The sequence below is a fragment of the Phocoenobacter uteri genome (assembly GCF_900454895.1).
Taxonomy (GTDB): Bacteria; Pseudomonadota; Gammaproteobacteria; order Enterobacterales; family Pasteurellaceae; genus Phocoenobacter; species Phocoenobacter uteri.
This window is the reverse complement of the sequence record NZ_UGTA01000001.1, coordinates 436,530-461,465: the sequence shown is the minus strand read 5'-3', so window position 1 is coordinate 461,465 and position 24,936 is coordinate 436,530. Positions and strand designations below refer to the sequence as shown.

General features: G+C 35.4%; 18 protein-coding genes. 7 read left to right on the top strand and 11 right to left on the bottom strand.

The features are described 5' to 3' along the window. Positions 1-164 precede the first annotated feature (164 nt). A complete protein-coding gene (locus DYE60_RS02015; protein ID WP_115314971.1) occupies positions 165-1,031 on the top strand; it encodes a delta-class carbonic anhydrase in 867 nt (288 codons plus the stop codon). Between the two features lie 103 nt (positions 1,032-1,134). Here the strand turns inward: DYE60_RS02015 and groL are convergent, their stop codons facing one another. The 11 genes from groL to DYE60_RS01960 all read right to left on the bottom strand — a co-directional run bounded on the left by groL (position 1,135) and on the right by DYE60_RS01960 (position 17,148). Next, entirely contained in the window at positions 1,135-2,781 is a 1,647-nt protein-coding gene (gene groL, locus DYE60_RS02010; protein WP_115314970.1) for a chaperonin GroEL, read from the bottom strand. A gap of 63 nt (positions 2,782-2,844) precedes the next feature. Beyond that, positions 2,845-3,135, bottom strand: coding sequence for a co-chaperone GroES (locus tag DYE60_RS02005; RefSeq protein WP_115314969.1), 291 nt, complete (start codon positions 3,133-3,135; stop codon positions 2,845-2,847). 361 nt (positions 3,136-3,496) lie between these two features. Next, entirely contained in the window at positions 3,497-6,754 is a 3,258-nt protein-coding gene (locus tag DYE60_RS10180) for a TonB-dependent receptor domain-containing protein (protein ID WP_172460348.1), read from the bottom strand. Between the two features lie 242 nt (positions 6,755-6,996). Beyond that, positions 6,997-7,791: a glucosamine-6-phosphate deaminase gene (gene nagB / locus DYE60_RS01995; protein WP_115314968.1), complete on the bottom strand. Its 795-nt coding sequence runs from the start codon at positions 7,789-7,791 to the stop codon at positions 6,997-6,999. Next, entirely contained in the window at positions 7,788-8,684 is an 897-nt protein-coding gene (locus tag DYE60_RS01990; RefSeq protein WP_115314967.1) for a MurR/RpiR family transcriptional regulator, read from the bottom strand. The genes nagB and DYE60_RS01990 overlap by 4 nt, the downstream gene beginning before the upstream one ends. Positions 8,685-9,039: 355 nt before the next feature. After that, the gene (gene recN / locus DYE60_RS01985; protein WP_115314966.1) at positions 9,040-10,722 is read right to left on the bottom strand and encodes a DNA repair protein RecN; all 1,683 of its coding nucleotides are present in this window, start codon (positions 10,720-10,722) and stop codon (positions 9,040-9,042) included. Between the two features lie 175 nt (positions 10,723-10,897). Beyond that, positions 10,898-11,563, bottom strand: coding sequence for an NAD(P)H-dependent oxidoreductase (locus DYE60_RS01980; RefSeq protein ID WP_115314965.1), 666 nt, complete (start codon positions 11,561-11,563; stop codon positions 10,898-10,900). Positions 11,564-11,699: 136 nt separating this feature from the next. Next, entirely contained in the window at positions 11,700-13,346 is a 1,647-nt protein-coding gene (gene ushA, locus DYE60_RS01975; RefSeq protein ID WP_115314964.1) for a bifunctional UDP-sugar hydrolase/5'-nucleotidase UshA, read from the bottom strand. A gap of 54 nt (positions 13,347-13,400) precedes the next feature. After that, positions 13,401-14,015, bottom strand: coding sequence for a protein adenylyltransferase Fic (fic, locus tag DYE60_RS01970; RefSeq protein WP_115314963.1), 615 nt, complete (start codon positions 14,013-14,015; stop codon positions 13,401-13,403). Continuing rightward, the gene (locus DYE60_RS01965; protein WP_115314962.1) at positions 14,016-16,334 is read right to left on the bottom strand and encodes a Tex family protein; all 2,319 of its coding nucleotides are present in this window, start codon (positions 16,332-16,334) and stop codon (positions 14,016-14,018) included. A gap of 106 nt (positions 16,335-16,440) precedes the next feature. Beyond that, entirely contained in the window at positions 16,441-17,148 is a 708-nt protein-coding gene (locus tag DYE60_RS01960) for an SDR family oxidoreductase (RefSeq protein WP_115314961.1), read from the bottom strand. Positions 17,149-17,408: 260 nt separating this feature from the next. Here DYE60_RS01960 and hemA point away from each other — a divergent pair, with 260 nt between their 5' ends. From hemA to hemN, 6 genes are read left to right on the top strand one after another with little or no spacing between them, the layout of a single operon-like run. Further along, positions 17,409-18,626, top strand: coding sequence for a glutamyl-tRNA reductase (gene hemA / locus DYE60_RS01955; protein WP_115314960.1), 1,218 nt, complete (start codon positions 17,409-17,411; stop codon positions 18,624-18,626). 2 nt (positions 18,627-18,628) lie between these two features. Then, on the top strand, positions 18,629-20,212 hold the full coding sequence (gene hemC / locus DYE60_RS01950; protein WP_115314959.1) for a hydroxymethylbilane synthase: 1,584 nt from the start codon (positions 18,629-18,631) through the stop codon (positions 20,210-20,212). Between the two features lie 18 nt (positions 20,213-20,230). Beyond that, entirely contained in the window at positions 20,231-21,223 is a 993-nt protein-coding gene (hemB, locus tag DYE60_RS01945; RefSeq protein WP_172460347.1) for a porphobilinogen synthase, read from the top strand. An 8-nt stretch (positions 21,224-21,231) separates the two neighbouring features. After that, positions 21,232-22,530 carry a glutamate-1-semialdehyde 2,1-aminomutase gene (gene hemL / locus DYE60_RS01940; protein ID WP_115314958.1) on the top strand — a complete coding sequence of 433 codons (1,299 nt, stop codon included), beginning with the start codon at positions 21,232-21,234 and terminating at the stop codon, positions 22,528-22,530. An 11-nt stretch (positions 22,531-22,541) separates the two neighbouring features. Continuing rightward, positions 22,542-23,567, top strand: coding sequence for a uroporphyrinogen decarboxylase (hemE, locus tag DYE60_RS01935; RefSeq protein ID WP_115314957.1), 1,026 nt, complete (start codon positions 22,542-22,544; stop codon positions 23,565-23,567). 4 nt (positions 23,568-23,571) lie between these two features. Then, a complete protein-coding gene (gene hemN, locus DYE60_RS01930; protein ID WP_115316407.1) occupies positions 23,572-24,933 on the top strand; it encodes an oxygen-independent coproporphyrinogen III oxidase in 1,362 nt (453 codons plus the stop codon). Positions 24,934-24,936 lie beyond the last annotated feature (3 nt).

Sequence of the window (24,936 nt, the reverse complement as noted above, 5' to 3'; positions counted from 1 at the left end):
GAGTAAAATATTACCTCAATCTATATCTAATATGGCTGTTTCTAAACGAGGAAATTGCTCAATTTTTGTGAAAACTTGTTAAAAATAGAGCAATAAGGTATGCTCTGAAAAGTAAGGTGAACACCTTCACTTTATGTTACATAAAAATATACAAGGTAAATGCTATGAATCAAACACTCCCTTTCGCCCTCTCTGCCGTTGTTCTATTATCAGCTTGTGTCCCCCACAATCAGGATGCCCATAACAAACATAAAACAGTGACAGATAATATTATTAGTGCTCAACGTCAAGCGTTGGCTAACAATACTAAAAATCAGGGTGTTGGCCCTCAGTCTCCAAGAGATATAGACAATAAAGAAGGGCAAAATACCATTATTTTTGGACAAGCACCTGCATCCACGCAAATGAATTTGTGTAATATACACTTTCATAAAAATGCAGAACATAAAGCAAAAGATTTCTCTTTATTTGCAGGAAATGGCGATGGAAAAGGCTACCAAAGTGGTTATAAATACAGTGGCACACTTTCACAAAAAGAATTAGCACCAGTCTCACAAAATATTTGCCCAAGTAAACATGGTGCATTATCTTCTGGCGATACAATTGAAGTGCATTATGTTTATTCTAGTACTGATGTAAAACCTGGAAAAACATTAGGTGCTTGTTTAAGCGATTCAATTAAGAATCCTCAATTGCGTGTTGAAACGCAAGTTTATGTACTCGTCAATGACGATAAAGCTCTCGACTTTACTAAATTATCTCAATATGGCATTAAAAATGGCTATCAACAAGCCTTAAATATTCCAACAAATACAGGTGAGCCAGTGCAATATAATGGTTCAACCACTGGGCCTGGATATAATGAAAAAGGCTCTCCATTCCAAGTTTCGTGGAGTGTGCGTCCAAAAGTGGCAAAAGTAAATATTCAAACAGTTGGACAATGGTGTAAAGGGAATGTATTTGGCGAAGATCACGCTCACGGAGTAAGAAATTTGGTTAAAAATCCTAAACTACTTTCAAAAATCCAATAAACGTTAACGACAACAAACAAAAGATTATTTATTTAACTACAAGAAAAAAACCCACTAAAATTAGTGGGTTTTTAAATGCTTCAAAAAGAATCAGCAGAAATGATTACATCATTCCGCCCATTCCTCCCATACCCCCCATTCCAGCGGCACCTAAATCAGCATTTTCAGATTTTGGAAGGTCTGTCACCATACATTCAGTGGTAATCATTAAACCTGCGATTGATGCAGCGAATTGTAATGCACTACGGGTTACTTTGGTTGGATCTAAGATACCCATTTCTAACATATCGCCGTAGCTTTCAGTGCTTGCGTTATAACCGAAGTTACCAGATCCGTCTTTTACATTACGAGCCACAACTGACGCTTCTTCGCCTGCATTTTCAACGATTTGACGAAGTGGTGCTTCCATTGCACGCAATGCAAGTTTGATACCCACATTTTGTTCTTCATTATCGCCTTTTAAGGTTTCTGCTACTTTTGATGCCGCACGCACTAACGCCACGCCACCACCTGCAACGATACCTTCTTCAACCGCAGCACGCGTTGCGTGAAGTGCATCATCAACACGGTCTTTTTTCTCTTTCATTTCAACTTCTGTCGCTGCACCTACTTTGATTACAGCCACGCCACCTGCTAATTTAGCCACACGCTCTTGTAATTTTTCTTTGTCATAATCAGAGGTTGATTCTTCAATTTGCTGACGAATTTGTGCTACACGACCTTTGATTTGCTCTTCATCGCCAATACCGTCAATGATAGTGGTATTGTCTTTGCTGATCACAACACGTTTCGCTTGCCCTAACTCTTCAAGACCTGCTTTTTCTAATTCCATACCGATTTCTTCTGAAATCACAGTACCCGCAGTTAGAATAGCGATATCTTGTAACATTGCTTTACGACGGTCACCAAAACCTGGTGCTTTAACAGCTGCCACTTTCACGATACCACGCATATTATTCACAACTAATGTTGCTAACGCTTCGCCTTCAAGATCTTCTGCAATGATTAACAATGGTTTATTTACTTTTGCTACTGCTTCTAATGTTGGTAATAATTCACGGATATTTGATACTTTTTTATCCACTAAAAGAATAAATGGATTTTCTAATTCAACCGTGCCAGCGTCTGGTTTATTGATGAAATATGGCGATAAGTAACCACGATCAAATTGCATACCTTCAACCACTGCAAGTTCATCTTCTAAACCTGAACCATCTTCAACGGTAATTACGCCTTCTTTACCTACTTTTTCCATTGCTTGTGCAATTAACTGACCCACTGTTGAATCAGAGTTTGCTGAAATTGTTCCAACTTGCTCAATTTCTTTTGAGGTTTCGCAAGGTTTAGACAGATTTTTTAACTCTTCAACTACGGCGATGACCGCTTTATCAATCCCACGTTTTAAATCCATTGGGTTCATACCCGCAGCCACAGATTTTAAGCCTTCGCTTACGATTGCTTGTGCTAAAACTGTTGCCGTTGTTGTACCGTCACCCGCTTCATCATTTGCCTTAGATGCTACTTCTTTAACCATTTGAGCACCCATATTTTCGAATTTATCTTCTAATTCGATTTCACGAGCCACTGAAACGCCATCTTTTGTGATTGTTGGTGCACCGAATGCTTTATCTAAAACCACATTACGTCCTTTTGGACCTAAGGTTACTTTCACTGCGTCTGCTAATACGTTCACACCTTTAAGCATTTTTACACGAGCATCATTACCAAATCTTACATCTTTTGCTGCCATTTCTTTATTCCTTCTATTCTGTTTAATTTTTTCGACGTTTTTCTTTCTACATCAACAAATTGATTATTCTACAATCGCTAAAATTTCATCTTCTGATAAAATTAACACTTCTTCGCCATCAATTTTTTCTGATTTTAAGCCATAACCATCATTAAAAATAACGGTATCACCCACTTTTACTTGCATAGGAAGAACTGAACCATTATCTAAAATACGACCTGTACCCACAGCGATCACTTTACCACGAGTTGATTTTTCTGCTGCACTACCCGTTAAAACAATCCCACCTGCTGATCTTGTTTCAACTTCTTCACGTTTTAAAATTACTTTATCGTGTAATGGACGAATATTCATTGCGTTTACTCCTAAAAAGAAAATTAAAAAAATTTACACCTTTATGTGTAACGGAAGATATATGGGGGGGCTTTCTATAAATTCAAGCAACAAGCGGTAAGATTTTATAAAAAATTTGCAAATTTCAATATAATTGACTGTTATTATTGAATTTTGAGCTTACCAAAATATGAAATTCTCTATCGGTAATTAAATTTATTTTTATTAAATAGAATTAACATAAATATAGCGGTTATTTTTTGTGAAGAATTTACACATTTTCTGAAAAGAAAAAAATATGCTGAATCTAATTATAAATTCAGCATACTTTGTTGATTTTTATTCTATTATTTTAACCACAATAGAATTATTTCATTAAAGATTAAAACTCATATTGCACGTTAAGTTTGAAGTTTCGTTCTGGAGAATGGAAACGTTCAATACCTTGATCCGCAGCATTACAACCAAGAGATTTTACATTACCACGCTGACAAATCATATTACTTGTACCAAAGGTACGAATAGAGCGAGCATTTTCCCAAGTCATATAATCCTTATTAAGTAAATTATACACACCCGCTTGTAAGGTCAAATGCTTAATTGGTTTATAGAAGCCAACCACATCAAACACATCAAATCCTTTACTAAGATATTTATTTGGTCTTTGTTTGGCAAGATCAAATGTATCAACAGTATCTTTTTCTTCTTTAGCTGAAACATGAGTCCAGTAAAGATCTAACCCAAATTTATCATTTGGATCAATATAACCGATAGAAACAATATGTTTGTTTGGTTGAATCGCATTCATTGGATACTCAACACTGACTTTTTGGTCTTCTCCAGCAATATGACGAATAGCCGTTCCTGTTACTTTACCTTTCTGATGTGTATATTTATACCCAACATTAAAGCCTTTTAATTTTGTTGAAAGCTCTTCTAAGAACAATTTAGTGTTAATTTCAAAGCCAACAACTTTCGCTTTATCTTGGTTTACATTTTGCCAAGTACGATAATTATGACAACCTTGTTGTCCATCAGCACAAGCTAAATCTTGGAACCCTGTTTTTAAATAACCACGATCACCTTTAAAATCTAAATCAATAAAATGACGATAATCGGTTCTAAACCCACTTAAAGTAATAAAGCTATTGTTTTTATAAAAAGTAAAGGCTAACTCTTTAGTTTTCGCTGTTTCAGGTTTTAGATCCGTATTTGGAAAAATCGTAAAATCAGGGTGCTTAAATGTAAAATAAAGCTCATCTGATGTAGGTGCTCTAAATCCAGTTGAATATTTTGTTTGAATACGTAACCAATCTTGTGGATCTAATGTTGCTCCTAATGAATAACTGCTATGACTAAATTTAGGTTTTTGAGATGCAAGATAGTTAATATTATCTTTTATATTTTGTTCTGCTAATAATTTAGGACCATCTTCATTAGCTTTCACAACTGCATCATATTCTGCTTTTTTACTGTTAAATTTTTCTTTCAAAAATTCACCTTGTCTGTAAGCTCCACCTGTCCAATATTCATCATCCCAAGACTTTGGTTCTTTTGGTAATGGCTTTGGAATAAATTGTTTAGTTTTAACCACCATATTTCTAAGCATATCATTTGGTAATTTAGGGGTCACTCCATCAATATATTCAGGTTTATAAGAAACGCGATCATAACGATAACTTGCATTTAAACCTAACCAATCATTAACCTGAGTATTATTGGTAAAATATAACGATCCTGATTTTGCTTCTACTGGAAGTAAGAAACTTTCATCTGGTTCAGATTTAGGACAGAAACTACCAAAACAAATCTTACCATCGTTATCATATAACCAGCCATACCATTTTTCCTTAATAGATGTTACACCGGTTCTATTAACCATACTTTTTTTACTGATATTATAAGCAACACCATAACCTAGATTTAAATCAAGATCTTTAACAGACAAAGATTTTGTTAAATCTAAACGAATGTCTTTAATATCTGTATTTAAATCACGATCCTTATAAGTATTTTGTGTAAATCCACTACCCTTAGGGAAGAGGGTATAATAATAATGATCGAATTCTGCTCCTGTATGGCTAATTTTTTTATAGTTTTTTCCATTATCTCTAATATCAGAAACTATAAATTTTGCGTAATTATTATCTTGTGGATCCTGATTTACTACTTCCTGAGTTCCATATTTTACCCATTGATTTGGGTGACTAAGATCAATTTTAAATTGTCCATTAACTCTTTTATCATCTCCCCTCTCTGTTATATCAAATAACGTAAAATTACCATTACAGTCCCAAATCGAACAATCTAAAATAATATCTTTATTCTTTTCTTGCCATACTTTCTCAAAAAGTGCGTTATATTTATTACCATTTTTATCCTTTAATCCTATATCAGAACTAGTGATCCAATTAGTTGGATCATTTGGATCAGCCCAATCAATCCATAATCTTTTCGTTGTAATTACTTCCGGAGATATTGCTTTACCATCTTTATCAACAATAGTATTTCCTTCTAAACGCAAACCTGCTGGATTTTGGAACTGCACACAATTATCACCACCATCACAATAATCATCTGTTCTTGCTTTTTGAGTAATTTTTTGACTAGAAACAGTCAATTTTAAGCTATCCCAAAGTGGTGTTTCATCATAATTTTCATAACTAAATGCGATATTACGACGTTTTGAACTATCATTAGTATGACGCAAATCTGTCTCAGGCGTATCTTTATTCCATCCTGTTGTATCTCCCTTACCCAATGCAAGCGTATAAGAAAAATCATTTCCTCTACTGTGATTTTTATAATCATCATACATTACAGTAAAGCGGTTATTTTCATTTAAGTTATAGCCTAATTTTATAAGTGTACTGGCTTTTTCTATCGTATATGGATCAGCTTTTTGGCGAGAACGTCCTTGAACATTATCATCAAATTTATCATAACCGAAGTTTTCTAAATTCGTTCCATCACGATCAGTTCTTACCAATAACGCATCAAAATCTTTATAACGCCCTGCAAGAGTGTGTGAGAACATATCCTCATTATTTGCAGAAGCATAGCCCGCTTTAAATTTATAGTAAAAATCTTTTCCAATTAAGAAATCACGTGCATCTTTAGTTTTAAAAATTACTGCACCACCCAATGCACCACTGCCCACTTTGGTTGAATCTGATCCTTTTGCTAGGTTTACTTGTTTAACCGTTTCAACTTCAATGCCATTACGTGTATTGTTAAAATTTCCATAACCTTCAAACAGCTCTTTAAAGCCTTGTGATGAAAGGGTTTGAGCTTGTTGTAAACCATCAATCGTAATATTTACACGGTTTTCATCAACCCCACGAACAGAATAACCACTTGCCCCCATACGTCCTTTTTCAACCACAGAAATACCCGTTTCATATTTTACTAAATCACGCGTGTCTGAAACTTGTTGTTTTTCTAAGGTTTTTGATGTTTTAACTGTTTCGCCAACTTTATGATTTTGAACACTTTCAGGAGAGTCAATAACATTGATTGTCCCTAATGTAGCCTCTTCAGCAAGAGCATTTGAAATGGAAAGAGAAAGAAGGGAATAACAAAAAAGCTTCGTTACTCCCCTTTTATTGTTTTGTAAACAATTATGTTTTCTTGTTGACATTTATTGACCTCCAAATTAGATAAGAAAAAACCATAATGCAAATGCGAACTTTTTTTATTACCATAAAATTATACTAAAATTTATTTTGATAGGCTAATTCAAAAAGGAGTTTTTAGGATAATTCCCACTGTTTTTTGATCTAACACTAGATAAATAAAGCTTTTTAACATTTAATCCATCAGAAATAATAAACCCTCAAAGTTATTTCTCACTTTGAGGGTATTATCTAATATGTAAAAAAACTAACGAGCAACGTTTTCTTCTAACTGTTTAAAATATTTAACCGTCTTAACTTTCAACTCTTGTGTCGCAGGTTCATCACAAACAATCACAGCATTTTTATGCATTTGTAAGCTACTTACTGTCCAAAGATGGTTTATTGCCCCTTCTACACAAGCCTGTAAGGCAAGTGCTTTATTATAACCCGTGACAAGTAATAGCACCTCTTCTGCATCAAGTAATGTTCCAACGCCAATTGTTAATGCAAATTTAGGTACTTGATTAACATCATCATTAAAGAAACGAGAGTTTGCCATCAGCGTATCTTCTGTTAATGTTTTAATGCGAGTACGAGATGAAAGCGATGAGGCTGGCTCATTAAAAGCGATGTGTCCATCATTTCCTACGCCCCCCATAAAAAGATGAATTTTGCCATAAGAACGAATTTTTTCTTCATAGCGTTTGCATTCTTCATTAACATCTTTCGCCATTCCATCTAAAATATTCACATTTTCGGGTTGAATATCAACGTGATTAAAAAAGTTTTCAAACATAAAATAATGATAACTTTGCGGATGATCTTTTGGTAATCCCACATACTCATCCATATTAAAAGTGACCACATGTTTAAAGCTCACCTTTCCTGCTTGATAGAATTCTATCAATTTTTGATAGGTTTTTAATGGTGTACCACCTGTTGGCAACCCTAGAACAAACGGTTTTTCTGCCGTTGGTTGGAATTGGTTAATTCTATCAACAATATATTGTGCAGACCATAAGCTCACATCTTCAGCTGTATTTAAGGGAATAAGTCTCATAAAAATTTTCCTTTTTTCTTCAAGTTTAAATTAGAACGTTGTTCTAAAATAGCATCAAGCGTTTTTTGTTTACTTATTGTTGCTTTTTCTTCGTCTTCTTTAACCATCAACATATAAATAAGATCTAGAACAAAAAGCTGTGCAATTTTAGTTCGTAGTGAATCGCCTTGAAATTTACCTTGTTTATTACCATTGATTAAAACAAAGTCAGCAATTCGCGTAATTGGAGAACGTAAATTATGTGTAAGAGCAATAGTTGTCGCCTTATTTTCTTTTGCAATCGCTAATGCTTGAATAATTTCTTGGGAGAATCCTGAATGACTAATACCAATCACAACATCTCTTTTATTCATCAGTGCCGCTTGCATATACATAAAATGGTTATTAGTAATCGCATCAACGGATAAACCAATTCGCATAAATTTAGTTTTGGCTTCTTCCGCACTCAATCCTGATGTACCTACACCAAATAAGAAAATGCGGTTTGCTTTTCTCAATACATTAACAACTTTTTCAAGCTCATCAAAATCAAGTAAGCTGATCGTTTCTTCGGCTACTCGATTGATACTTAATTGTAATTTTTTCGCAATATCAAAATAAGAGTCACCAACATTTACATTTTCTTCAAAAATAGGTTCATCTTTATTCTGCTTAGTGGCTAATTCAACCGCAAGTGCTAATTTAAAATCTGTAAACCCTTTAAAACCTAAAGTTCTACAAAAACGAATAAACGTTGCCTCACCAACCGAAATTTCGTTTGAAATCTCAGATAAAGAGCATTGATTTAATTGCTCTGGGGTATGTAATAGGATTTCTGCGATACGTTTTTCAGTCTTAGTTAAACTACTGTATAGAGAACTAACTGTTTCTAAGATATTACCTTGCTTTTTCATATTTCTTCCTTAATTTTATAATTGTTTTTTTACTAAATAAGGCATTTTTGAAGTGTTACTTATTTTAATTCAGTGTCAAAATGGAGTAAATCAATCATAGCAGAAAATATGACATAGATCACATTTTTATAGAGCGGAAGATAAAAGAATAAGCGGTTATATTTTTAATGACTTTTACAATTTGTAAATTTTCAATAAAAAATAACCGCTTGTTTTGAAACAGTAAGCCTGTAACTTTAGGTGTCATTATTTTACAGACAATTGTGACACCAAATTCTCATAAAAAATAAAATGAAGGATTGTGAGAACATTGATGAAATACTGCTTTTAAATCGTTTTCTAACAAACTCAATTCTTAACTCTCTTGTGCTAAATCCAACATTTCTTTTGCATTCGCCAATACAACATCAGAAATTTTATTTCCCCCTAGCAAACGAGCTAATGCTTGAACTCGTTCTTCAGGTTTTAAATAAGTCATTTTCGTTTTTGTTTCATTATCTGCGACTAATTTTTCAACATTAAAATGATGATGCCCATAACTTGCCACTTGTGGTAAATGGGTCACACACAATACTTGACATTTTTTTGATAATTCTCGCAATAAATGCCCCACCGCTGTTGCTGTAGCACCACTAATTCCAACATCAACTTCATCAAAAATAATAGTTGGTGTAGAAAGTTTATTTGCTGTTAGCACTTGTACCGCCAACGCTATTCGAGAAAGTTCCCCACCTGAAGCGATTTTGGCAAGAGGCTGTGGTTGTTGCCCTAAATTACTACGTAAATTAAAGACAACATTATCCGCACCATTTACGCCAATTTTTTCAATATTGTGCTGAATATCAATAAAAAATTCACCATTTTCCATTGCGAGTGTTTTAATTTGTTTTGTGACTAATTCAGCTAATTTTTGTGATGCAGTAAGACGTTGTTGATAAATTTCCTCAGACAATGCTAAACATTGTTGATACGCCTTTTTCTCATTTACGATTAGCTCTTCTTCACTCTCCTCAAAATCCATAAGTTCTTGAAGTTCTTGCTGTAATTGAAGATGATATTTCCACAATTCTTTCACCGCAACATTATGTTTTCGTGCAAGGCTCATCGCTTTACTCATTCGTGAATCTAATTCGTGAAGTAATTCTGGATCTTGCTCAATATTATTAGAAATAGATTGAATATCAGCACTCGCTTCTTGAACCTGAATCAACGCTTCATTTAACATTTCTTGAGCTGATTTATAACTTTCATCCACTTCACAAAGTTCATCTAAATAGCGAATTGCTTGATACAACATTGAATCAATATTGATCTCCATATTCTCACTCAATAAATCTAATGATTTTTGAGAAAGCTCAATTAACTGTTCCGCATTCGCAAGACGATTATAATTTTCTTCTAACTCTTCAAACTCACCTTCTCTTAATGCAAACTCATCCAGTTCATCAACCTGATATTGTAATAATTGCTTACGAGCTTCATTTTCTTGGCAAAGTTGTTTATAAGATTTCAAGGCATTACGCAATTTTCTCCATTCAGCATACTTCATTGCCATTTGATTGAGCTGTGAATGAATATTTGCGTAATTATCAATAATTTCTAACTGATACTCATTTTTTAATAATAATTGTGGGGCGTGCTGCCCATTTAAGTGAATTAAATATTGCCCTAATTCTCGTAATTGAGAAATAGGAATAGGGTGGTTATTAACAAAGGCTTTTGAACGCCCCTCACTGTTAATCATTCTGCGTAGAATACATTCATTTGGATTATCTTCATCCAATAACTCATGCTCTTGAAGCCATAAAAACGCAGGACTGTTTGATTGCATTGAAAAACTAGCAGAAATATCCGCTTTGTTACTTTTATCACGAATCATTGAAATATCAGAGCGATAGCCTAAGCAAAGCCCTAAAGCATCAATTCCAATAGACTTACCCGCCCCTGTTTCTCCAGTAATGACGGTCATTCCTTCACTCAAAGAAAGATCAAGTTGTTTAACGATAGCAAAATTGTTAATAGTTAAATGATTAAGCATAAAAAACCCACACAACAGACACTGTATGGATATATAGTAATACTGTTTATTTAAACAGTAAAGCATTTTTTTTTATTTTTATAAAATTTTGTTAAAAATGAATGAATTAGCAGACAAAATTAGTTCAATACTTACATTTTGTATGATTTAAATATTGAACTAATATCATAAAAATTTATTCTGCCCAAATCATCAAGTCTTCCATTTTCTTACGGCTTTTAGCTGGTAATGGTTTTTCACTACGATAACCAAAAGTAACAGCAACAGATACACCATACTCTGTCGGATCAAATAATCCGGCTTCCACAAGAATATCTGTGACACCTTTATAATTCATCCCCTCAATCGGACAAGAATCAATCCCAAGCATCGCTGCACCGTTCATCATATTGCCTAATGCAATATAGGTTTGTTTACTTGCCCAATCAAAAAGTGTGCGTTCGCTTTCTAAAATCTCAATATCATTTTGTTGAAAATTTCGATAATGCTCTAATTTGCTTTCTAATCGTTCCCCGCTTAAACCATAGCTTTGTAGTTTATTGCGGAAAAAGTCCGTATCCCAACGCATATTTTTATGAGCTAATAAAAAGACGAGATGGCTGGCATTATCAAGCTGAGATTTCATTCCCCAGCTTACTGGTTTTAATTTTTCACGAAGCTCTGGATTCTGTACCACCAAAAATTTCCACGGCTCTGACCCCACAGAACTTGGTGATAGACGTGCTAATTCAAGAATCACATTAAAATCTTCTTCGCTGATTTTTTTAGCGGGATCATAATCACGAATTGCACAGCGATATAATGCAGAATCTAATACTTGCTGCTTAGTTATATAAGTCATATTTTTTCCTTTTAATCATAATAAAGCGGTCATATTTTGCCAAAATTTTGCAATTTTTTTCAATAAACCGATTTAATATTAAATAAAAAGGCTATGCTTTAGATAAAACCTAGCCTTTATAATAAATTATCAATGATTATTGATTTTCAAAAATCACTTCATTTTTAGGTTCATAATCTGCCACTTTTAATGGAGAATGATTTTGAATGTAGCTTTTTAATACTTCAGCATCCACAAAACCTGTATCAATAAAGTTCGTTAATTTTGGATAACCGTCGCCCCCCACAGCATTAAAGCTAGGAATAGAGAATGTGTATGTTTTATCATTTTCTAATGCTTTGCCATTGATCACCACATTATGTACACCATCTTTTTTCACAGTCATAGAAATATTGGCAAATTGTGGATAAGCACCAGAATCGACTGATTTTGTTGCAACAACATCAAGGTATTTTTTAAGCTCAACACCGTTCATTGTTGCTTTTACAACTGTGTTTGCAAATGGTTGCACTTTTAACACATCTTTATAAGTGATGTCGCCACCTTCGATAGAATCGCGCACACCGCCTGAATTCATAATACCAAAATCAGCGTTTACTTTTTCTTTTTGAGCAGTTGCCATTAAGCGACCTAAATTCGTTTGTTTAAAACGAACTACATCACGATCACCCATTAACTTACCATCACTTGACCCCACTTTCACACTCAATGCTTTCTCACCCACTTGTTGATAAGGGGTCAAGAAATCTAACATTTCTTGATCTTCTTTGATTTCATCAGCGACTAATTGACGTACTTTTTTACCATCAATTTTTACTTTTTTCTTCAAATTAACAGGAATCAATTTATATTCGCCTAAGGTTAATTTGCCATCTTTGAAACTGAAATCAGCACGTCCAACATATTTACCCCACTCGTGAGCTTGCACGATCCAAGTACCATTTTGTCTATCAGGACGGCAATCTTTACCCGGTTTAAATTCAGGATCATAATTTTCTAAATTTGGTTCCATACACACAGGATTTTGTGAGTGTCCACCAATAATCATATCCAAATAACCCTCAGGTAATGAGCGAGCTAAAGTCACATCACCCGGTGCATTCACGCCATAATCTGCATTTTGGTAATGTCCCATATGGGTTACCGCAAAAATCAAATCTGGTTTTTCTGTTTTCTTGATTTCAGGCACTAATGCTTTCACCACTTCAACAGGATTACGGAATTCTAAACCAGAAATATATTCAGGATTACCAATTTTCATCGTATCTTCGGTGGTTAAGCCAATCACCGCAATTTTCACGCCACCTTTGGTAAAGATTTGATATGGTTTGAACAAACGCTCACCCGTTTTCTTATCATAGATATTTGCCGCTAGGAAAGGAAAGTTAGCCCATTCTTGTTGTTGTTTTAACACACTTAAAGGATTATCAAATTCGTGGTTACCTAATGCCATTGCATCATAACCCAACTTAGTCATTCCTTTAAAATCAGGTTCAGCATTTTGCATATCAGACTCAGGCACCCCTGTATTGATATCACCACCAGAAAGCAACAAGCTATAACCGCCTTTTTCTGCTACTTCTTTTCTGATGCTATCAATCAAGGTTTTACGTGCTGCCATACCATACTCACCGTGTTTATTCTTCCAGAAATGTCCGTGATGATCGTTAGTATGTAATACAGTTAAGTCAACTTCTATATTTTTATCAGCAGCATTAGCTACACCGATAAATCCAGCTGTTAAAGCACTAAATAATAATGAAACTGCGAGTTTGTTTCTCATTTTTGGTTCTCCTGATTTAATTACTGTAGTTTAAAAATATCGTTTAAAAAAATTCTAATTGTTACTTAGATCCTGCGTTTTAAAAACACTATAACCTTCATAGTGATAACTTGCATCAATCCCTTTCATATAGACTTCACGATCATCAATTCTATCTGTTAATGCATTTTGAAGTAGAAATTTTATTTCCAAATCTTTCACTGGACTACGCGCCATCGCCAGTAAATAATCTACTTTATTTACCTTACTCCAATCGATCACTTGCTTTAATTCTTTCTTTAAAATTGCGTCAAGCCAAATTCTTGTACTACGCCCATTCCTCTCTCTAAAAGGGTGTGCCACATTCATCTCAACATATTTTTCAATAATTTCATTGAAATTACTTTGTGGCATTTTATCAATACTTCTTAAAGCAGGTTCGAGATACATCACAGGTGCAAAACGAAAATTGCCCTTTGCAATATTTACCTCTCGCATTTTTCCTGCAAAATCATAAATATCACTAAATAAATGATAATGAATTTGAGATAAACCTTTAAAGGTGCCCACCTCAAAATTATCTAATATTTTTTGTTCAAAAAGTGTTAACGCTTTTAACTTAGTCTGCTTTTCCTCAGCTTTTGCTAATTCTAAAGCATCCGTGATACCAAATTTATTTTCTAATACCATCTATCTTCTCTTTAACTTCGCAAAAGCATCCGCCATTGCTGAATTTGTAGCGGTTGTTTTTTGTGAATTTTTTGCAAATTTTGCATTATTTCTGACCGCTTGTTCATTTCTATTTTGATCTTTTTTAGGGGCTGATTTTTCATCTAATCGCATTGTTAACGCAATACGTTTACGTACAATATCAACATCTAATACTTTGACTTTAACAATATCGCCTGTCTTCACCACTTTGTGTGGATCATCCACAAAAGAGTTAGCCAACATTGAAATATGCACTAAACCGTCTTGATGAACACCAATATCAACAAATGCACCGAAGTTTGTTACGTTAGTAACCGTACCTTCTAAAATCATTCCTTCAACAAGATCTTTGATCTCTTCCACGCCCTCCATAAAGGTCGCAGTTTTGAATTCGCCTCGTGGATCACGTCCCGGTTTTTCAAGCTCTTTAAAAATATCATTTACCGTTGGTAAACCGAATTTCTCGTCCACAAATTGTGAGGCATCAAGCTGATGAATACGTGTGCTGTTGCCCATTAAATCACTTAGACTTAATTCAGTTGCTTGTAAGATTTTTTCAACCACTGGATACGCCTCTGGGTGAACGCTTGAACGATCAAGCGGGTTCTTTCCATCTAAAATTCGCATAAATCCAGCACATTGCTCAAAGGATTTTGGCCCTAAACGCGCCACTTTTTTAAGCTGGCTACGCGCGGTAAAACGTCCATTTTCATCACGATATGCCACGATATTTTGCGCAAGGGTTTTATTCATTCCCGCCACACAGGTTAAAAGTGGTGCAGAGGCGGTATTAATATCTACCCCCACCGCATTCACACAATCTTCCACCACCGCATTTAATTTACGTGCTAGCTGAGTTTGGTTTACGTCGTGTTGATACTGCCCCACACCGATTGCTTTTGGTTCAATTTTCACTAATTCCGCCAATGGATCTTGTAAACGGCGAGCAATGGACACTGCTCCACGCAATGAAACATCTAATTCTGGAAATTCTTGTGCTGCAAATTCAGAGGCAGAATAAACCGATGCTCCTGCTTCGCTGACAACAACAGTTTGAGCCTTCCAATCGCTATATTTTTTATGGGTTTCTGCCACAAAGCGTTCTGTTTCACGCGATGCCGTACCATTACCAATCGCAATCAAATCTACATTATATTTTTTACCTAAGGTATAAATGCTATGAGCGGCTTTATCCGCCTGACCGGTATGCGGATAAATGGTATCCGTTGCCAATAATTTACCTGTGTTATCCACTACGGCAACTTTTACCCCTGTTCGTAAACCTGGATCAAGCCCCATCGTATTTCTCGCCCCCGCAGGTGCTGCCATCAATAAAGCGGTAAGATTTCGAGCAAACACATCAATCGCTTCTTCTTCAGCTTTTTCGCGTAAAGTCGTCATCAATTCTGTTTCTAAATGCAACGAAGTCTTAATTTTCCACGTCCACGCAATCACTTGTTTACGCCAAGTATCCGACGCTAAACCATTAAACTGCACGCCTAAATGCTCACGAATAATTTCTTCACAATGACTAGTACGGATTGCTTCATCTTGTTCAGGATCGGCATTTAAAGAGATATTTAAAATCCCTTCATTTCGTCCACGCAAAATAGCTAACGCACGATGAGAAGGGATTTTTTTAAACTGTTCAGAATAATTAAAATAATCTCTAAACTTCGCCCCTTCTTCCTCTTTTCCTTCAATCACTTTTGCTTCAAGAGTCGCATTTTGGGTAAGATAATGACGTAATTTAGCAAGAAGTTGAGCATCTTCAGCAAAGCGTTCCATTAAGATATATCTCGCACCATCTAATGCTGATTTAACATCTTTGACTTCTTCATTCAAATAGCTTTCTGCGAGGGTTTCAGGTGTTTGATTTGGTTCTTCCCAAAGTGTTGTAGCTAATGGCTCTAGTCCATTTTCAATTGCGATTTGCCCACGAGTACGGCGTTTTGGTTTATAAGGTAAGTAAAGATCTTCTAATTCTGTTTTGCTCTGAGTTTTGCAAATTTTCTCTTTTAAATCACCGCTTAGCTTTCCTTGTTCCTCAATAGATTTCAAAATGGTTTGACGGCGATCGTTCAATTCTCGTAAATAAATCAAACGTGTTTCAAAGTGGCGAAGTTGTGTATCATCAAGTCCGCCAGTGACTTCTTTACGATAACGAGCAATAAAAGGAATGGTATTTCCCTCATCTAATAAATTCATTGCAGATAAGATCTGCTTTGGTTGCACCGTTAATTCTGATGCGATGATTTGGCTAATTTGGGTATTTAACTGTGAATTTGATTCCGTCATTTTTGTCCTTACTTTTTTATTCTTTTATAAACTATAATTTTTCTAATTTCTTGTTTAGAATATCATTTTTGGGTATTTTAAACTAGCCCAGTTCATTTATTATGTTTTATCTATCAATCCGCACATCGTGTAACCAAATTTTCTCTGGCTGTTTTAATATATAAGCCACTACATCAGCTAAATCTTCCGGTTCTGTAAAATTATTTGTATCAAAAGGCTCATTTGCTTTTGCAAAAAATGCGGTATTTGTGCCACTTTGATAAAGACCTGTTACTTTAACATTTGTTCCTTTTAGATCTGCTTTTAAAACCTCAGTAAACCCTCTCGCGCCGTATTTACTCGCGGTATAAACGGATTGTCCTGCTTGAGCTAATACACCTGATTTAGAAACAATATTGATAATCGCAGATTTTTCTCTTTGACGTAAATAAGGTAGTGTTAAACGTGTGGTATGGATCAATGCGGATAAATTTACATTCAATACATCATCTATCATTTCTGCAGACATTTCATCAAGTTGCATTAACTTTTGCCATACGCCCGCATTATTGATTAACACGTCAATTCCACCAAAATCAGTCACAATTTTATCAATGGTTTCAGATAAGAGCGGGGTATTTGCAATATCGCAACAATAAGAACGAACCTCTTTTGCTCCCAATATTTTTGCTTTTTCAACCACCTTTTCTAATCGTTCAACATTTCTCGCAATCAATGCAAGAGAGCAATTTTCTTTTGCTAAACGTAATGCGATTTTTTCGCCAACACCAGTGCTTGCACCTGTTATAAGGATTGTTTTATTTGCTAATTCCATTGTTGTATCCTCTTCCTTTCTATTTCAGAGATGTGCTCTTATAGATTAAAAATCCTTGCTTTTTTATCTCTCTTGCGAAGCATTCTGAAAACTAGATGTTGTAAATTTTATAACAAGCTTAAATATACTTCTTCTTGTTATTCAAGAATTCTTGAATTATATCAAAGATATCTCTTTTCTTATAAAAATTATTTGATTTACCTATCCTTTGTTGGTAGCTTATCACTTTCGTATATTTTCAACTAAAATCATTTAATCATATGAAGTTATTACAACTTTACAATGTGGGCATAAATTATAAAAAAGCGGATACCTATACAAGGGGGCTTTTTAGCATTTCAAAAGAAAATCAGATTGCCTTATTAAAAGAAGCCAAAAAGAGAGGCATTGAAGCCCTTTTTGTTCTTTCAACCTGTAATCGTACCGAGATTATGGGATTTGCACATAACCCTTATGAATTGATTTCATTATTAGTGAAGTATTGTAAAGGCGATGTTGAAACTTTCTCAAAAGTCGCGAGTATTTATAAAGGTGAAGAAGCACATTTACATTTATTTCAAACTGCCGTTGGGCTTAATAGCCAAATTTTGGGCGATCACGAGATTATTGGGCAATTAAAAACTGCGTTCAATCAAGCCAAAGACTACGATCTTATCAATACGTATTTAGATCGTTTATTCAGCACGGTTCTCCAAGCAAGCAAAGAAATTAAATCTTCTACTTACTTTAGTACGGGAACAACCTCTGTTGCTTTTGCCGCCATTCAATACTTACAAAAAAATATTCCTGATTGTTCGCATAAAAAAATGGTCATTTATGGCTTAGGAGAAATGGGAAAAAAAACCTGTCAATATTTACTCCAAGAGCAATACGATGTTTGTTTAATTAACCGCTCGTTACATAAAGCAGAAGAGTTTCAAAAACAATTTCCTGCCCTTGCAATTAGTGATGAAAAGACATTGATTTCAACCATTCAGAATAGTGATATTTTGATTGTCGCAACAGGTTCAGATTTGCCGACTATTCGAGCTGAACACATTGATTTTGATAAGAAATTAGTGATTTTAGATTTATCTATTCCAGAAAATGTCGCCCCAGAATTAAAACATTATCCTAATATTGAGCTGATCAATGTGGATATGCTTTCAAAAGTGACGGATGAGAATTTAGAGAATCGTAAACAAAGTATTCCATTTGTGGAAGAAACGATTCAGAAATATCAAAATGAATTTTCCAGATGGCTTTATGAACGTCAACTATCACCAACAATCAATAATTTTAAGCAATCGTTATTAGAGATTAAAGAAAAGGAGATCCATTTCCTTTCACAAAAATACGATGATTTTAATCGTGAATATGCGGATATTTTAAGTGATAGAATGATTCAGAAGATGATGGCACAACTTGTGCAATATTTAAAAAACGAGCAAGCGGTCAAAAATGATCCATTTTTTGCAAATAATAAAAATGAAACATAACGATGAAAAAAATTAGAATTGGAACAAGAGACAGTGAATTAGCATTATGGCAAGCTCGCCAAGTCCAAAATCAGTTAGAACAACTTGGCTATCAAACAGTGATCGTACCTTTAAAAGCCAAAGGGGATGTCATCTTAGATAAACCACTTTATGAATTTGGAATTACTGGCATTTTTACACGTCATTTAGATGTAGCAATGCTAAATGGTGACATTGACATCGCGGTACATTCAATGAAAGATGTGCCAACGGTTTTACCTAAAACTATTGTGCAAGCTGCGGTTTTGAAACGTGCTAGCCATCAAGATATTTTAGTGTTTAAAGAAAACGAGGATTTCTTAACACAGCAATCCGCCATTTTAGCCACAAGTAGTTTACGCCGTAAAGCACAATGGCTAAATCGTTATCCGCAGCATCAAATTGTCGATTTACGCGGTAATGTACAAACTCGCCTTAAAAAATTGGCAGAGAATGATTGGAATGGGGCAATTTTTGCGGCGGCAGGTTTAGAGCGTGTAGGGCTTCGTCCTACTCATTCTCTTGATTTAGATTGGATGATCCCCGCACCGGCACAAGGTATCATTATGATCACCGCCAACGAAAAGGATGATTTTTCTTTACAGGCTTGTGCAAAAATAAACCACCCTCAAACGGCTTTATGTGCCAAAATAGAGCGGGATTTTTTACATATTTTAGAAGGCGGTTGTACCGCACCCATCGGTGCATTTGCTACATTTGATGAACAACATCAAAAAATACATTTTAAAGGTATATTGTTGTCAGAAGATGGACAACAAAAAATTGAAGTCTCCGAAACCTGTGAAGCTAATGATTATCAGCACTTAGCTCAAGCCTGTGCGAGTTATATCATTGCTCAAGGGGGTAAAAAATTACTTCGCTCAAAACAGCCAATGGAGAAAATAAATGTCTTATCCACAAAAAAATTAACGACATCACAACGTGAATTATTTGCTGATCATATTGAGCTGGATGATAAAAACTTCATTAAAACAACACCTTGTAAAATTGCGTCGGTTATTTTTGAAAAACCATTAAAAAATATTATTATCACCAGTAAAAATGCCGTTGATGCTCTGCTTTCTAATCTTAACAATATAACGTTACGCTGTGAAAAAATTTATTGTGTCGGACAAAATACGGCATTATATACTGAACAAAAATTAGGAAAAGTTGCATTTTGGGCTGAGAATTCCGATAAACTTGCTGATTATTTAATTGAGCATAATGTGGATGATCTCACTTATTTTTGTAGCAATTTACACTTAGATATTCTAAGAAAAAGATTAACAGCTGAAAATCTTAACATTAACGAAATTGAGATTTATCATACTTCTTTTGAAAAGCATACTATTGATAAAGCATTTAATGCGGTATTATTTTTTAGCCCCTCTGCGGTTGAAAGTTTTATCCAAACACAAAATAAATCTCAAGCACTTGCATTTTGTATTGGAAAAAGCACCGCTTGTGTTGCACAAAAATATTTTAAAGACGTGATTATTTCAGATAATGCCACCATTGATAGTGTTATCCATCAATTAAATAACCATTTTACAAAACAAATTTAAGAAAATAAGAGTAATTTTATGAATATTAACCGAACTCGAAGACTGCGTAAAAACGAGAATATTCGCCGTTTAGTGCGTGAAACAAAATTATCTGTTGATGATTTTGTCTATCCTATTTTTATTGAAGAAGGGGAAAAGATTGAAAAAGACATTCCTTCAATGCCTGGCATTAAACGCTGGTCGTTAGATCGTTTAAGTAAAGAATTAGATGAAGTCACCGCTCTCAAGATCCCGGCGGTGATGCTTTTTGGTATTCCACAGCATAAAGACAGCGAAGGTTCTTCATCGTGGCAAGATGATGGCATTATGCAACAAGCCATTCGTTTTATTAAAACCCACTACCCTAAGCTTTATGTCATTACCGATGTCTGTTTTTGTGAATATACGGATCACGGTCATTGCGGTCCATTATGTGAACATAATGGAGTTGTTGATGTAGATAATGATGCAACATTAGAAAATATTGCCAAACAAGTCGTTTCTCACGCACAAGCTGGGGCGGATATGGTTGCCCCATCGGGAATGATGGATGGAATGATTGCGACCATTCGCTCAGCCCTTGATAATGCCGGATTTACGGATCTACCGATTATGTCTTACGCAGTAAAATATGCCTCTGCTTATTACGGACCATTCCGTGATGCAGCGGATTCTGCCCCTTCTTTTGGTGATCGCCGTTCATATCAAATGGATCCAGCAAATCGCGTGGAAGCACTTCGTGAAGCAACCTTTGATTATGCAGAACAAGCCGATATTTTAATGGTGAAACCCGCTTTAAGCTATTTAGATATCATTCGCGATGTTAAAAATAATTTTGAACTTCCTCTTGCTTGCTATAACGTCAGTGGCGAATATGCAATGATAAAGGCAGCAGCACTACAAGGTTGGATAGACGGTGATCGCGTAATGATGGAAAGCCTACTTTCAATGAAACGTGCCGGTGCTGATATTATCATCACTTATTTTGCCAAAGAAGCGGCTCAACTTTTACAAATAGACAAGAATTTTTAAGGAATTATATGAAAACTCAGCAATCAAAAACACTTTTTGATAAAGCACAACAATATTTAGTCGGTGGTGTCAATTCACCCGTACGTGCATTCAAATCTGTAGGCGGTACGCCAATTTTTATTGAAAAAGGCAATGGCAGTAAAATTTTTGATGTCGATGGCAACGCTTATGTCGATTTTGTTCAAGCCTATGGACCTATGATTTTAGGACATAACAATGAAACTGTTACAAAACAAGTGACATCTGCCCTACAGGATGGCTATGCTTTCGGTGCAACAAATGAAAAAGAAGTGCAACTTGCTCAAATCGTATGCGAGACCTTTGAAACAATTGATAAAGTCCGTTTTGTGAATTCGGGAACGGAAGCCGTATTTAGTGCCATTCGCTTAGCTCGTGCTTACACAGGAAAAGATAAAATTATTAAATTTTCAGGATGCTATCACGGACACGCCGATACCTTATTAGTCGCGGCAGGTTCTGGACTAGCAACGTTCAATATGCCAAGCAGTGATGGTGTTCCTCAAGATGCAGTCAAACACACGCTTATCGCTGAATATAATAATATTGAAAGCGTTAAAACGGTGATTGAAAATAATAAAGGTCAAATTGCAGCACTGATTATTGAGCCTATCGCGGGCAATATGGGCTGCGTTTTACCATCACCACAATTTATTCAAGCATTACAGCAAGTTGCCAAAGGCAATCAGATTTTAATTATTGTCGATGAAGTAATGACAGGCTTTCGTTCCAAATTTGGTGGGGCTCAAGATTTAATCGGATTAAAAGCCGATATCACCACTTTTGGGAAAATCATTGGGGGCGGTTTCCCTGTTGGTGCCTATGGTGCAAGAGATGAAATTATGCAAAAAGTTGCTCCATTAGGCAATATGTATCAAGCTGGTACCTTATCTGGAAACCCTATTTCTATGGCGTGTGGCATTGCAACATTGCAGACATTACAGCAATCTAATCCTTATCCTCAATTTGAAAAACACGGGGCATTTTTAGAAAAAGCCTTCTATGAATCCGCAGAAAAATATGGCGTTTCAGTACAAGTAAACCGTTTTGGTTCAATGCTGACACCATTTTTCACAGCAGAAAAAGTCGTTGATTTTACATCGGCAAGCAAAGCAAATACGGAACAATTTAGCACCTTCTTCTGGGCAATGATGGAAAAAGGCATTTTCTTACCGCCATCACAATTTGAATCGTGGTTCTTAAGTGCCGTCATGACGGATGAAGATTTAGAACAAACTAAATTAGCAATTGATTATGCAATGGAACAAGTTGCAAAAGCACATTTTTAATAGGATATTTTATGATAAAAAACAGACTTTTTTTGGATGCTTTAGAAGGTAAAGAAGTAACAAGACCACCAGTATGGATGATGCGACAAGCTGGGCGTTATTTACCAGAATTCCAAGAAATTAAACAAAAATATGATTTCTTTACACGTTGTCGTACCCCTGAAATTGTGGCAGAACTCACCGTACAACCGATTCGTCGTTTTGGAATGGATGCGGCTATTTTATTTTCAGATATTTTGGTGATTCCACAAGCAATGAATATGCCTTTTGAAATGAGAGCAGGTATTGGTCCTTGGCTGGATAAACCCATTCAAAATAAACAGGATCTTGAGCGTGTTGAAATTCCTGATGTAGAAGAATCACTTAAATATGTCTTCGATGCGGTAAAAGCAACCAAAGAATTACTCAATGATGAAATTCCACTGATTGGTTTTGCAGGCTCGCCTTGGACAATCTTATGCTATTGCGTGCAAGGACAAGGCTCAAAAACGTTTGATAAAGCAAAAGAGTTTTGTTTTACTCAACCTGAATTAGCCCATCAGCTTTTACAAAAAATTACTGACACCACCATTGCTTACTTAAAAGCAAAAGTACGAGCAGGTGTTGATGTCGTACAAATCTTTGACTCGTGGGGCGGAATGCTCTCCCCTGTGGATTACCAAATTTTTTCTTGGCAATATATCGATCAAATTATCAAGGCGTTAAAAGATGATGTGCCAGTGATCGCCTTTGCAAAAGGCTGCTATTTTGCGTTAGAAACAATGGCACAGTCTGATGCAAAAGCACTTGGCGTTGACTGGACAATTCCTGCAAAAATGGCACGAGAAATGACCGCTTATAAAAAAACTTTACAAGGCAATTTTGATCCTGCCCGTTTACTTTCTCCACCACAAGACATTCAAAAAATGGTGCATCAAATGATCAACGAGTTTGGTAAAGATAACTATATCGTCAATCTAGGACACGGTATTTTACCTAATATTCCACTTGAAAATGTGAAAGCATTTGTTGATTCCGTTAAAAATTATCGATCTTAATAATATGAATAAAAATCTCATTCAAAAATATAATATTCCCGGTCCACGCTACACCAGTTATCCTACGGTGCCTTTTTGGAATAAAGAAGGCATTGAGTTAACCGACTGGGAAAAAAGTGTACAACACGCCTTTGAGCAATCAAATCAGCAAGAAGGTATTAGTATTTACATTCACTTACCTTTTTGTGAAAGCCTTTGCACCTTTTGTGCTTGCCATAAACGCATTAGCAAAAGCCACGATGTCGAGTTGCCCTACATTGAAACTTTATTGAAAGAATGGGATTTATATTGCAATTTATTTTCTCAGAAACCACGTATTAAAGAAATTCATCTAGGGGGTGGAACACCGACCTTTTTTGCTAGTGAAAATATCTCCTTGTTAATTAACGGTATTTTTAAACGTGCTGAAAAATGTAATGATTTTGAATTGAGCTATGAAGCACACCCAAATCACACTAGCGGTGAGCAAATTGCCACGCTTTACCAACTTGGGGCAAGACGAAATAGCTTTGGTATCCAAGATTACGATCCTAAGGTGCAAGAAGCGATTAAACGAATTCAAACCTTCGAACAAGTTGAAAAAGTGCATCAAATTTCAAGAGAGGTGGGCTATCAATCAATTAGTCACGATCTTATTTTTGGTTTACCTTTTCAAACAGAATCAAGCATTCGCGATACCATTGAAAAAACGTTACGCTTAAAACCTGATCGTATCGCCTATTACAGCTATGCTCACGTCCCTTGGGTTAAAGGGGTAATGCAACGTGGCTTTAATGAAGATGATTTGCCAAAAGACGTGGAAAAACGCCATTTTTATGAATTAGGAAAAGCACTCCTTTTTGAAAATGGTTATGTTGAAATTGGTATGGATCACTTTGCACTACCCACAGACTCCCTCTATAAAGCGATGGAAAATAAAAAATTACACCGTAATTTTATGGGCTATACTGCAGGAAAAACAGATTTAATGATCGGGCTGGGTATGTCTTCCATTAGTGATGCTTGGTATGCCTTTGCACAAAATGAAAAAACGCTCAAAGCCTACCAATACAGAGTGGAAGAAGGAAAACTACCGATAATGCGAGGTCATCTCCTCACCGAAGAAGATGTAATGATCCGCCAACATATTTTAAATCTAATGTGTCATTTTCATACTGATTTAAGTGTCGGATTATCCTCAAAAGAGCAACAGGATATAAAAGATCGTTTAAAAGAAATGGTAAAAGATGGCTTAATTCATTTTGAGGGAAGCAATCTTATCGTTAATGAGAAAGGCAGAATGTTTGTTCGCAATATCTGTATGGCATTCGATTTCCGCTTAATACGCCAAGCTTCAGAAGCCCGAATTTTTTCTATGACTATTTAATGA

Excerpts from the sequence above, each read along its gene's own strand:
- DYE60_RS02015 (WP_115314971.1), top strand. The coding sequence starts at position 165 with ATGAATCAAACACTCCCTTTCGCCCTCTCTGCCGTTGTTCTATTATCA.
- groL (WP_115314970.1), bottom strand. The coding sequence starts at position 2,781 with ATGGCAGCAAAAGATGTAAGATTTGGTAATGATGCTCGTGTAAAAATG.
- DYE60_RS02005 (WP_115314969.1), bottom strand. The coding sequence starts at position 3,135 with ATGAATATTCGTCCATTACACGATAAAGTAATTTTAAAACGTGAAGAA.
- DYE60_RS10180 (WP_172460348.1), bottom strand. The coding sequence starts at position 6,754 with ATGTCAACAAGAAAACATAATTGTTTACAAAACAATAAAAGGGGAGTA.
- nagB (WP_115314968.1), bottom strand. The coding sequence starts at position 7,791 with ATGAGACTTATTCCCTTAAATACAGCTGAAGATGTGAGCTTATGGTCT.
- DYE60_RS01990 (WP_115314967.1), bottom strand. The coding sequence starts at position 8,684 with ATGAAAAAGCAAGGTAATATCTTAGAAACAGTTAGTTCTCTATACAGT.
- recN (WP_115314966.1), bottom strand. The coding sequence starts at position 10,722 with ATGCTTAATCATTTAACTATTAACAATTTTGCTATCGTTAAACAACTT.
- DYE60_RS01980 (WP_115314965.1), bottom strand. The coding sequence starts at position 11,563 with ATGACTTATATAACTAAGCAGCAAGTATTAGATTCTGCATTATATCGC.
- ushA (WP_115314964.1), bottom strand. The coding sequence starts at position 13,346 with ATGAGAAACAAACTCGCAGTTTCATTATTATTTAGTGCTTTAACAGCT.
- fic (WP_115314963.1), bottom strand. The coding sequence starts at position 14,015 with ATGGTATTAGAAAATAAATTTGGTATCACGGATGCTTTAGAATTAGCA.
- DYE60_RS01965 (WP_115314962.1), bottom strand. The coding sequence starts at position 16,334 with ATGACGGAATCAAATTCACAGTTAAATACCCAAATTAGCCAAATCATC.
- DYE60_RS01960 (WP_115314961.1), bottom strand. The coding sequence starts at position 17,148 with ATGGAATTAGCAAATAAAACAATCCTTATAACAGGTGCAAGCACTGGT.
- hemA (WP_115314960.1), top strand. The coding sequence starts at position 17,409 with ATGAAGTTATTACAACTTTACAATGTGGGCATAAATTATAAAAAAGCG.
- hemC (WP_115314959.1), top strand. The coding sequence starts at position 18,629 with ATGAAAAAAATTAGAATTGGAACAAGAGACAGTGAATTAGCATTATGG.
- hemB (WP_172460347.1), top strand. The coding sequence starts at position 20,231 with ATGAATATTAACCGAACTCGAAGACTGCGTAAAAACGAGAATATTCGC.
- hemL (WP_115314958.1), top strand. The coding sequence starts at position 21,232 with ATGAAAACTCAGCAATCAAAAACACTTTTTGATAAAGCACAACAATAT.
- hemE (WP_115314957.1), top strand. The coding sequence starts at position 22,542 with ATGATAAAAAACAGACTTTTTTTGGATGCTTTAGAAGGTAAAGAAGTA.
- hemN (WP_115316407.1), top strand. The coding sequence starts at position 23,572 with ATGAATAAAAATCTCATTCAAAAATATAATATTCCCGGTCCACGCTAC.